At 60.6% G+C, this 9,703-nt stretch carries 12 protein-coding genes; 10 read left to right on the top strand and 2 right to left on the bottom strand.

Annotation, left to right across the window (positions count from 1 at the left end; all coding sequences use genetic code 11):
* Positions 1–665 precede the first annotated feature (665 nt).
* Entirely contained in the window at positions 666–1,577 is a 912-nt protein-coding gene (locus tag IQ254_RS26750; RefSeq protein WP_228041127.1) for a phosphodiester glycosidase family protein, read from the bottom strand.
* A gap of 190 nt (positions 1,578–1,767) precedes the next feature.
* Between IQ254_RS26750 and IQ254_RS26745 the strand changes: the two genes are divergently transcribed.
* From IQ254_RS26745 to IQ254_RS26700, 10 genes are all read left to right on the top strand, one after another.
* Positions 1,768–2,760, top strand: a complete 993-nt coding sequence (locus IQ254_RS26745) for a glycosyltransferase family 2 protein (protein ID WP_193969202.1) — start codon at positions 1,768–1,770, stop codon at positions 2,758–2,760.
* Entirely contained in the window at positions 2,760–3,968 is a 1,209-nt protein-coding gene (locus IQ254_RS26740; protein WP_193969201.1) for a glycosyltransferase family 4 protein, read from the top strand. The genes IQ254_RS26745 and IQ254_RS26740 overlap by 1 nt, the downstream gene beginning before the upstream one ends.
* A gap of 51 nt (positions 3,969–4,019) precedes the next feature.
* On the top strand, positions 4,020–4,295 hold the full coding sequence (locus IQ254_RS26735; protein ID WP_193969200.1) for a hypothetical protein: 276 nt from the start codon (positions 4,020–4,022) through the stop codon (positions 4,293–4,295).
* On the top strand, positions 4,292–4,660 hold the full coding sequence (locus IQ254_RS26730; protein ID WP_193969199.1) for a clan AA aspartic protease: 369 nt from the start codon (positions 4,292–4,294) through the stop codon (positions 4,658–4,660). The genes IQ254_RS26735 and IQ254_RS26730 overlap by 4 nt, the downstream gene beginning before the upstream one ends.
* A gap of 139 nt (positions 4,661–4,799) precedes the next feature.
* A complete protein-coding gene (larE, locus tag IQ254_RS26725) occupies positions 4,800–5,657 on the top strand; it encodes an ATP-dependent sacrificial sulfur transferase LarE (RefSeq protein ID WP_193969198.1) in 858 nt (285 codons plus the stop codon).
* Entirely contained in the window at positions 5,635–6,690 is a 1,056-nt protein-coding gene (locus tag IQ254_RS26720; protein ID WP_193969197.1) for a glucokinase, read from the top strand. Before larE ends, IQ254_RS26720 begins: the two co-directional genes overlap by 23 nt.
* Positions 6,691–6,706: 16 nt before the next feature.
* The gene (locus IQ254_RS26715) at positions 6,707–7,165 is read left to right on the top strand and encodes an NUDIX domain-containing protein (protein ID WP_228041126.1); all 459 of its coding nucleotides are present in this window, start codon (positions 6,707–6,709) and stop codon (positions 7,163–7,165) included.
* A gap of 39 nt (positions 7,166–7,204) precedes the next feature.
* Entirely contained in the window at positions 7,205–7,969 is a 765-nt protein-coding gene (locus IQ254_RS26710) for a M48 family metallopeptidase (protein WP_193969196.1), read from the top strand.
* Positions 7,966–9,042, top strand: coding sequence for a tocopherol cyclase family protein (locus IQ254_RS26705; RefSeq protein WP_193969195.1), 1,077 nt, complete (start codon positions 7,966–7,968; stop codon positions 9,040–9,042). The genes IQ254_RS26710 and IQ254_RS26705 overlap by 4 nt, the downstream gene beginning before the upstream one ends.
* 72 nt (positions 9,043–9,114) lie before the next feature.
* On the top strand, positions 9,115–9,297 hold the full coding sequence (locus IQ254_RS26700; RefSeq protein ID WP_193969194.1) for a hypothetical protein: 183 nt from the start codon (positions 9,115–9,117) through the stop codon (positions 9,295–9,297).
* Between the two features lie 53 nt (positions 9,298–9,350).
* Here the strand turns inward: IQ254_RS26700 and IQ254_RS26695 are convergent, their stop codons facing one another.
* Complete coding sequence (locus IQ254_RS26695) at positions 9,351–9,575, bottom strand: addiction module protein (RefSeq protein ID WP_193969193.1); 225 nt, start codon at positions 9,573–9,575, stop codon at positions 9,351–9,353.
* Between the last annotated feature and the right edge of the window lie 128 nt (positions 9,576–9,703).

The raw sequence follows: 9,703 nt of genomic DNA, 5'->3' as shown, positions 1-9,703 counted from the left end.
GTGTATAAGAGACAGGTATGTAGTCGAGATTCAGAGAAGGGGTGCTACAGCAATTTTAGTGGCTATGCTCTGCCGGGTTGGTTAATCTCGGGTTGAAAAAGCTGGGGTAAGTACCGCGATCGCCCCTCCCTGGCTAAAATTGGCGTACCCCGCCCCGTTTGCCCCAGCGCATGTCTCTGTCTCCCGACCAGCGCCTCCAGCTAATTCAGAACTGTAGCGTGGGTTAGGCCGCAGGCAAATCAGGCTGGATTCGATAGCTTGAGAACTGGCCATAACCCACGGAAGAGAATTTCGCTACGTCGGCAGCGAGGCTGGAGTCACCATTGGTAACCTGATCCACAGGTAGGTGCATTCCCGGCCTAACAACCTGGGCTAAGACCCACACATTCTGCTTTGGGGCCGCAATGCACCGCTTACGATATCTACTACCGAATCCTGGTTACATACCCCCAATTGCTAGGGGCATAGCATGCTATGCCCCTACGAGGTTCATAATCGTGAATCGGGGTTTTCCAAATCAGATTGCGTATAAATCTCATCCGCCTCGAAAGGGTACCCGCCGGGCGGGGTAGATCAAGACAGCAACCGCGAGTGACACAATCATTAAGGATAGAACGGCCCATTGCCAGGTTTGACCCACCCCTGCCCCTCCCAGGAGGAGAAATTTAGCGGGACGGCAGATTTCTGACCCAGAGAATCGATTTTACCGGGCGCTGCATCAGTTCTCCGGTGCTAGTCCGGCGACCGTAGTGGGTGGTGCCCTGGTAGAGCAGCGTCGAGGAGCTGCCGCCATCCAGGTTGAGGGCCTTGACCACGCCGCGATCGCCCATAATCTCTGCCATCTCGGCCAGCGTCAGCCCTGCGGGCGACACCCCCGGCACCTGGGCCGCCATCACCAGCACCACGCCGCCGTCAGCGGTCAACCCCACCGCCGATCGCGCATTGGGCGACTGGCTGCCCAGGGCATCGCGGTTGGTGGTGCGATCGACAAAGCCTTCCACCTCCGACGTATCCTGCGGCAGCAGCTGTGGCCCAGCCCCCACCGCATCCACCAGGGTGCAACCCATGGGCACCGGGTCGCTATGGAAGGTGATGTCGTAGCGGGGCGCGCCGTCGCAGGCGTAGCGGCGAAATTCTGAACGGTTGAGAATTTGATCCATATAGCTGGCCAGGTCGGGATTGCCCACCAGTCGCTGGTTCTCGTTGGGGTCGGCCACCAGCGTGCCATCCTGCACCACATAGGAGGTGGTGAGGCCGTTGTTGGGGTCAAAAAAACCGGCATTGATGGCGGCTATGCAGCCGTCGGGCTCACAGACCTGGGCTGCGATCGCATCCACCCGCGCCAGTTCATCCACCACCGCCACCCGCACCGGATAGCTCACCGGGTCGGGAATAGTCACCACATGCACCGTCGCCGCAGGCAACCTGACGACCTCATAGCTCGGAGGAACCGCAGGAGCCTCAGCGACAACCTCCCCACCGTCCCCATCTCCCTGCTCGGGAACCGGCCCACAACCCCACAGCCCCAGCACCATCACCAGGCCAATCACATGCTGATATCGAAGCCAAAAACTCATAGGGCCAACAACGGGTTGCGCTCAGCAGTATAGCGGCTTCAAGGTTACTACTCCGTACCAAACGTTATGCAACCTGTTTCGCTCCCCTGCTCTTCCGCTCCCCTGCCTCCCTACTTGGGTCCCGCTAGATTCTGCTTTAAGACATTCAGCCCGGCGATGGGCATACTGGAACCAGTTTTGGTTGCAGATTATGGCGGTTCCAGCGGTGACAACCGATTCGGCTCAGCCGCAGGTGCATCCTTCGGTGACGGTGATCGTGCCCATCTACAATGGCGAGGCCGATCTGCCCGATCTGGTGGAGCGGCTGCTGGAGCAGCAGTATCCCGCCGATCGTGTCGAGTACCTGCTGGTAGATAACGGCAGCCGCGATCGCACCCCCCGCCTGCTCCAGGCCGCCACCCAAACCGCCGTGGCCCAGGGCATCCAGCTCCGCGCCCTCACCTACAGCACTATCCAAAGCTCCTACGCCGCCCGCAATGCGGGGATTGTCGTCGCCACCGGAGACATTCTTGCCTTTACCGACGCCGACTGCCACCCAGAACCGGGCTGGCTCGCCGCTCTGGTGCAGCCCTTCACCGACGATGCCATCGGGCTGGTGGCTGGAGAAATCAAGGCTTTGCCCAGCCGTAACTGGCTAGAGCGCTACGCCGACCGCCAGGGCACCCTTTCCCAAAGCAACACCCTTAACCATTCTTTTTTGCCCTACGGTCAAACCGCCAACCTGGCGGTGCGGGCCGAGATACTGGGTACAGTTGGGTGCTTTCGTCCCCACCTGACCACGGGCGGAGACGCCGATCTGTGCTGGCGCATCCAGAAAGAGACCGATTGGCGGCTTGTCCATGCCCCCAATGCCGTGGTCTACCACCGCCATCGCAACAGCCTGGAGGGTCTCCATAGTCAGTGGTATCGCTACGGCTGCTCTAACCGCTACCTGCACGATTTGCACGGGGTTGAGCTAACGCGTTCCCTGACGCTTAAAGAAACCCGCTATCGCCTGCTGCGCTGGGGATTGAAGGAGCTGCCCCAGGCGACTGCCAAGCTGCTAACGGGAAGGGGAACCGCGCTCGAACTGGCCATCACCCCGCTGGACCTGTGGTGCGCCCGCGCCCGTAGCCAGGGGCAGGCCCAGGCCCAGCTGCCCGACGATGCCCGCACCATTGCCCACCTGGGGGAACCCGCCTGATGCGAATTTTGATGATCTCCGCCACATTCCCCTATCCGCCTACCCTGGGCGGCACTCAGGTTCGCACCTTTTACCTGCTCAAGCACCTGAGTCAGCGCCACGAGGTGACGCTGGTGACGCAGCGATCGCCCGAGGTCAGCGACGACGATGTTGCCACCCTCGCCACCTACGTCGATAAGCTGGTCTGTTTTCCCCGGCCCACCGCCGCCGATCTTCAGCCCGGATTGCTAGGCAAAGTCAACCGTTTCAGCCACTTTGTCGCCACGGGCACGCCTCCCAGCACCACCTACCTGCACACCCCTGCCATGCAGCAGTGGATCGACGCCTGGGTAGCGGGCGGCCACTGCGATGCCATCACCTGCGAACACAGTGTCAACGAGGTGTTTGTGCGGCCCCACTACCGGCAGCGGGTGCAGAAAGTAGTGGTGGATATCCACAGTTCGCTGTATGGAACCTTGATTAATCAGCTACAGACGGGGACGGCGGAGAAGCCCTGGCGCGATCGCCTCAATTTGCCCCTGCTGCGCCGCTACGAACAGCGCTATACCCAAAAATTCTCTGACCTGGTGATCACCACCGAGACCGATCGCCAGTTCTTTGAGCCCATCGCGGGCGATCGCCCCCTCCACCTGGTGCCCAACGGGGTTGACCTGGTGCAGTTCCCCTACCGCAGCGCCGACCCCGGCGGCCACAGCCTGATCTTCGTCGGCGCGATGGACTACATCGCCAATGTGGATACGGCCAAATTCCTGGCCCAGGACATTCTGCCGCCCCTGCGTCAGCGCTACCCCGACGCCACGCTGTATCTGGTCGGCAACAAACCCACGGCAGCGGTGCAGGCATTGGGGAATTTACCCGGCGTGATTGTCACCGGGCGAGTGTCCTCAATGGTGAAATATCTGCACCGGGCCACGGTGTGCGTGGTGCCCATGCGGATTGGCTTTGGCATCAAGAACAAAACCCTGGAGGCGATGGCGGCAGGGGTGCCGGTGGTCGCCAGCGATCGCGGTCTGGAAGGTCTCGCCGTAGACCAGCCCCAGCGGGCGCTGCGGGCCAATAGCGTGGATCAGTACGTGGGTGCGATCGGCCAGCTCTTTGACCAGCCCGACCTGCGGGCCACCCTTTCGGCACGCGGACGCGAACTGATCGAAGGCACCTTCACCTGGGAGCAGGCCGGTCAAGCCTACGAAGCAGTGCTGAATGCCTAAGCCCTCAGCTAAGGTGGAATAATTAGAAGTACGACATTAGAGGCCATTTTTATGACAGTCCGACAGCGGCGCTACAGCAAAGAAGAGCTGGCTAAACGTGGGCAAGCACTTTACGAGACTGGAATCCGGCAGCAGGTCGAGGCAGGCAATGACGGCAAAATCGTTGCGATTGATATTGAAACTGGGGCCTTTGAAGTAGACGATAGCGTTTTACCTGCCACCCAACGATTGTTTGAGCGATATCCGGAGGCACAGCCCTGGGTTATTCGCATTGGGCACCGAGCTGTCTATCATTTTGGTGCCCGGAGCTTGGCGAACTCTCAATGATTCAAGGGGTGGTAAATCTGCGCCGGGAAGCCACAATCCCTTTGGTAGTCGGTAACGCAAATGGGCCAAGGCAAGTCATTGATGCTGTGATCGACACCGGTTTCAATGGTTCGCTTACCCTGCCCGCCGCCCTGGTGACTACTCTAAGCCTGCCCTGGAATGCCTCCGATATAGTAACTCTGGGTGATGGTAGCGAGACGGTGTTTGACCTGTACGCCGCGACCATCATCTGGGATGGGCAATATCGCGAAATTGACATTGCTGAATCTGAAACCGAGCCCCTAATTGGCATGGCCCTGCTTTATGGGTATCGATTGCAGATAGATGCCATGGAGAACGGCATCGTGAGAATTGAAGCTCTCTAAGCTTAGCTAGAAGGTCGCTGGCTGAGCGAGGGCGTTCACAAGAAATGGGCAACGGGAAACGCTATCAATAGGATGGTAACTGGTGACCTTGGCTCAGCTCATTACCGAATCTCCATTCTTTCAACTTTTTAACTCAATTATGGTGTCCCAAAAACTAGACCAGCTCAAAGCCCTATTCGCCGCGATGGATCGGGCGCTGATTGCCTACTCGGGCGGCATCGACAGCACTCTGGTGGCCAAGGTCGCCTACGATGTACTGGGCGATCGCGCCCTGGCTGTCACCGCCAACTCCCCCTCCTTGATGCCTGCGGATCTCGAAGAGGCCCAGGTGCAGGCGGCGGCGATCGGCATCGCCCACGAAATCGTTGCCACCCACGAACTCGACAACCCCAACTACGCCGCCAACCCCGTCAACCGCTGCTATTTCTGCAAGAGCGAGCTGCACGACACCCTCAAACCCCTGGCCTTGGGGCGGGGTTACCCCTACGTCGTCGATGGCGTCAATGCCGACGACCTGGGCGACTATCGCCCCGGCATTCAGGCCGCCCAGGAGCGAGGCGCCCGATCGCCCCTGGCCGAGGTGGGCATCACCAAGCTGGAGGTGCGGGAGATCTCGCGTCTGCTGGGCCTGCCCTGGTGGGATAAACCGGCCCAGCCCTGCCTCAGCTCGCGCTTTCCCTACGGTGAGGCGATTACCCTAGAGAAACTGCGGCGGGTGGGCCAGGCCGAGCTCTATCTGCGGCATTTGGGCCTGCGGCAGCTGAGGGTGCGATCGCAGGCCGACACCGCCCGCATCGAAATTCCGGCTGAACAGCTGAAGGAATTTGTGACTACCACCGATCTTGAAGCCCTGGTAAAGGCTTTTCAAGACTATGGGTTCACCTACGTCACGCTTGATCTTGAGGGCTTTCGCAGCGGTAAGCTAAACCAGGAGCTACCCGCTACCGTTGTCAGCCCATTAGAACGCCCCAGCCATGACCTATCTGCTTGCCGGTGACATTGGTGGCACCAAAACTATTTTGCGCCTGGTTCAGGCCAGCCAGCCTAATGCGTTGGGGCAGGCCGCCCTCAAAACCCAATTTGAGCGCACCTATTCCAGCCAGGCTTATCCTGACCTGGTGCCCATGGTCAAAGAATTTTTGCACCAAGGAAGCGAGGCAGCTGGGCAGATCCAGCCTCCAGTGCGGGCCTGCTTCGCCATTGCCGGGCCGGTAGTCGAAAACACCTCCAGTCTGACCAATTTGGCCTGGTCGCTGGAGGGCGATCGCCTCAAAGACGAGCTCGGCCTCGACCGGGTCGAGCTGATCAACGACTTTGAAGCGATCGGCTACGGCGTGTTTGGCCTCACCCCCAGCGATATCCATACCCTTCAGGCCGGGGATGCCGACGGCAATGCCCCGGTGGCAATCATCGGCGCGGGTACTGGGCTGGGCCAGGGGTTTGCCCTCTGCCCGGGGGGCCAACCCCTGGTGTTTCCCTCCGAGGGGGGGCATGCTGACTTTGCCCCTCGCTCAGAGCTAGAGTTTCAGCTGATGCGCTACCTACTCGACAAGCACCAGATTTCTCGGGTGTCGGTGGAGCGGGTGGTGTCGGGTCAGGGCATTGTGGCGATCTACCAGTTTTTGCGCGATCGCGAGTTTGCCAGCGAGACCCCGGCTGTGGCCGAAGCCATCACCACCTGGGAACGCCAGACCGGCCTCAAGACTAAAACCGTTGACCCGGCAGCTGTGATCGCGCAGGCCGCTGCCGCAGGCCGCGATCGCCTCTGCCAAAAAGCGATGGAAATTTTTGTCTCGGCCTATGGGGCCGAGGCCGGCAACCTGGCCCTGAAGCTGCTGCCCTACGGCGGGCTCTATGTGGCGGGGGGCATTGCCGCCAAAAACCTGCCTCTACTCACGGCTGGGGCGTTTAGCGACGCCTTTACCCACAAAGGTCGGGTCAGCCCCCTGCTCGACCGGGTGCCGGTGCACATTGTGCTCAACCCCCAGGTGGGGTTGATTGGGGCAGCTCTCAAAGCGGCCAATTCTTAGTGCGTCTGATGCCCCGATGGAACCCACTACTATGCCTGCCAAACCCGAGGTTGCGATCGCCATTCTCTACCAGGGCGACCAGTTTTTGCTCCAGCTCAGGGATGACATTCCCACCATTGCCTGGCCCGGCCATTGGGGGTTCTTTGGGGGCCACCTCGACCCAGGCGAGTCGCCCGACCAGGCGGTGCGGCGAGAACTCGTCGAAGAAATTGGCTACACCGCCCCCCAGCTCGACCTGTTTCTGCGGGCCGAGGCTGAAACGGTGGTGCGCCATATCTACCACGGGCCGCTGGTGGTGCCCGTCGAGAGCCTCATCCTGACCGAAGGGCTCGACTTGGGCCTGTGGAGCGTTACCGACATTCGCCGGGGTCAGCGCTATTCGCCCCGCGCTGGAGAAGAACGCCCCATTGGCCAGCCTCACCAAGAATTTTTGCTCTCTTTTCTAGAGCACCGTAGGATAGAACAGGTTACGTGACTATTGCTGTGTTCCTGAATTGTGCCTGTTCTTGCCGCCATGGCCGAATCGTCTGAACAGCTGGAGCTTTTTCCGCCCGCCCCACTAGAGCTACCCGACTATCGCATTCGGGAGAGCGTCCGTGCCCGCCACGTGTCGATCAAGGTGCACCTCAACGGTGAAATTGAGGTCGTCGTGCCCCGGGGCTTTGACCACAACCAGGTGCCCGACCTGCTGCAGCGGCGGCGCGACTGGCTGTGGCGATCGCAGCTGCGGCTGGCCCACCAGACCGCCACCCTCACCGACGACCACTTTGAGCAAAAGCCCAGCCAGATTGAGGTGCGATCGCGTCATCAAACCTGGCAGGTCGACTATCAGCCCGCCAGCACCCGCACCCTGGCGATGACCCAAAGCGGCCCCCAAACCCTGCTGCTGCGCGGCCCCATCGACAACCACACCGCCTGCGCCGATCTGCTGCGTCAGTGGCTCAGTCGCAAGGCCCGGGCCGAGTTTGCCCCCTGGCTGCGCGAGCTCAGCTTTGTGCTCAACCTGCCCTTCAGCCGTATTTCCATCCGCGGCCAAAAGACCCGCTGGGCCAGCTGCTCTAGCAACCAAAACATCAGCCTCAACTACAAGCTGCTGTTTTTGCCCCCCGAGCTGGTGCACTATGTCTTCGTTCACGAGCTGTGCCATACCGTGCACATGAACCACTCCACCGCCTTCTGGCACCTGGTCGAAGAGAAACAGGCCAACCACCAGCAATACCGCGACCAAATCCGCGATGGCTGGCAGTACGTGCCTCGCTGGGTCGAAACCCAGGCATGACCCGCCACCCCCTGCAAACCCCCCACAGTGGCTACCACTGGGATGGCCAGACCCGTCGTTTCTTTGAGGGTTGGTACTTTCGCCTCACCCTGCCCGAGGCGGGTCAGACCATTGCCTTCATGTACTCCATCGAAGACCCGATCGGAGGCCAGCCCCACAGCGGTGGCACCGCCCAGATTCTCGGCCCTAATGACCAATACTTTTGTCGCACCTTTCCCGATGTGCAGCAGTTTTGGGCCTGGCCCCAGGGGCTGGGGCTGGGGCACTGGCGGGGGCCAACCGACCAGCAGCCCCATTACCTGCCAGCTATAGACTTTAAGGAGCAGGGGGTCGAAGGCTACCAGGTCACCGCCACCGAGCACCAGGGCCACCTGCACGATCCGGTGGGGGGCACCGTCACCTGGCATTACCACATCACCCCGGTCTACGGCTGGGGCAGCCCCGGGCAACCCCAGCAATCGACCGCCGGGTTGCTCTCTAGTCTGCAAATTTTTGAGCCCGGCTGGCAGATTCTCCTGGCCCACGGCCATGCGACGGGGTGGATCGATTGGCAGGGAGAGCACTATGAGTTTGCCGACGCCCCCGCCTATAGCGAAAAAAACTGGGGGCGATCGTTTCCGCAGAAGTGGTTTTGGCTCAACGGCAATGCCTTTGATCATGAACCCGATCTGGCCCTAACCGCTGGCGGCGGTCGCCGTCAGGTGCTCACCTGGATGGAGTCGGTGGCGATGGTGGGCCTGCACTATCGGGGCCAGTTCTACGAGTTTGCCCCCTGGAATGCCCAGGTCAGCTGGCGGGTTGAGCCCTGGGGAGCCTGGCAGATGCGCGGCGAAAAGTCGGGCTACGTGGTGGAGCTGGTGGGCACCACCGAGCACCCCGGCACCCTGGTGCGGGTGCCGACCCAGGCGGGTATGGCTTTTTGCTGTCGCGACACCACCCACGGCCAGCTTACCCTCAAGCTCTGGCAGCGACGGGGCAGTCGTCTGGAGCTGGTGGTGGCGGCCAGCACCGCCCAGGCGGGGCTAGAGGTCGGCGGTGGCCCCTGGGAGCAACCCTGGGTACAGGGGGATTGAGTCGGTAGGATGGGTAAAGGGCCTTGCCCGTGCCCATCACCGGAGAATGTGTCGATGGTGGGGAATTTGTCGATGGATGGAGTTGATGGGCACTGCGATCGCAACGCCTGCCTGATTCACGCCTACCTGCATCGGGTCGAGGGCGACAACAGCAACGCCCTCTACTGGTATCGGCAGGCCGGAGTCACTATGCCCGCCAATACGCTGGAGGAAAAATTGGAGCGGTTGTTTGATGCGATCGCTGGACAGGCGTAACCCCGTAGTTACGAACCTATTACCCAGTTGGGGGCGAAACACCAGGGCGTAATTCATTGCTGGCCCTTGATGGATGCTTTAACCTCGTCCCAGGTCATGACATTGTCTGGATTGGCTTCGGTATCGTCGATTCGTCGATCTAGCTCTTGTTTTTGGGCATCGGTAAGATCGGGGTAGGTCTGTTCAGCAGCGATGCTATCCCAAATGGCCTGGACGATATGGATTCTCTCTTCAATAGGAAGAGAGGTGATTTCCTGGAGGGTAGCAGTGACATCCATGGTGGCAAGCCGGGCGGGGCGGCAGACAAAAATGCTCTCTCAACTATAGCGAAACACCCAATTCGCCTACCGCCAAATATACCCTCCCCATCTCCCCCACCTTCCTCATCTTCCCCTGTCTCGTATAC

Origin of the sequence: Nodosilinea sp. LEGE 07088, assembly GCF_015207395.1 — a bacterium.
In the GTDB taxonomy this organism is placed as follows: domain Bacteria; phylum Cyanobacteriota; class Cyanobacteriia; order Phormidesmidales; family Phormidesmidaceae; genus Nodosilinea.
The sequence above is the reverse complement of the archived record's forward strand: the minus strand, read 5'-3'. Positions and strand labels throughout refer to the sequence as shown.

Bases quoted from the DNA above. Each gene is read 5' to 3' on its own strand.
- IQ254_RS26740 (WP_193969201.1), top strand. From the start codon at position 2,760: ATGCGAATTTTGATGATCTCCGCCACATTCCCCTATCCGCCTACCCTG.
- IQ254_RS26710 (WP_193969196.1), top strand. From the start codon at position 7,205: ATGGCCGAATCGTCTGAACAGCTGGAGCTTTTTCCGCCCGCCCCACTA.
- IQ254_RS26700 (WP_193969194.1), top strand. From the start codon at position 9,115: ATGGATGGAGTTGATGGGCACTGCGATCGCAACGCCTGCCTGATTCAC.
- IQ254_RS26705 (WP_193969195.1), top strand. From the start codon at position 7,966: ATGACCCGCCACCCCCTGCAAACCCCCCACAGTGGCTACCACTGGGAT.
- IQ254_RS26750 (WP_228041127.1), bottom strand. From the start codon at position 1,577: ATGAGTTTTTGGCTTCGATATCAGCATGTGATTGGCCTGGTGATGGTG.
- IQ254_RS26695 (WP_193969193.1), bottom strand. From the start codon at position 9,575: ATGGATGTCACTGCTACCCTCCAGGAAATCACCTCTCTTCCTATTGAA.
- IQ254_RS26745 (WP_193969202.1), top strand. From the start codon at position 1,768: ATGGCGGTTCCAGCGGTGACAACCGATTCGGCTCAGCCGCAGGTGCAT.
- IQ254_RS26730 (WP_193969199.1), top strand. From the start codon at position 4,292: ATGATTCAAGGGGTGGTAAATCTGCGCCGGGAAGCCACAATCCCTTTG.
- IQ254_RS26720 (WP_193969197.1), top strand. From the start codon at position 5,635: ATGACCTATCTGCTTGCCGGTGACATTGGTGGCACCAAAACTATTTTG.
- IQ254_RS26735 (WP_193969200.1), top strand. From the start codon at position 4,020: ATGACAGTCCGACAGCGGCGCTACAGCAAAGAAGAGCTGGCTAAACGT.
- larE (WP_193969198.1), top strand. From the start codon at position 4,800: ATGGTGTCCCAAAAACTAGACCAGCTCAAAGCCCTATTCGCCGCGATG.
- IQ254_RS26715 (WP_228041126.1), top strand. From the start codon at position 6,707: ATGGAACCCACTACTATGCCTGCCAAACCCGAGGTTGCGATCGCCATT.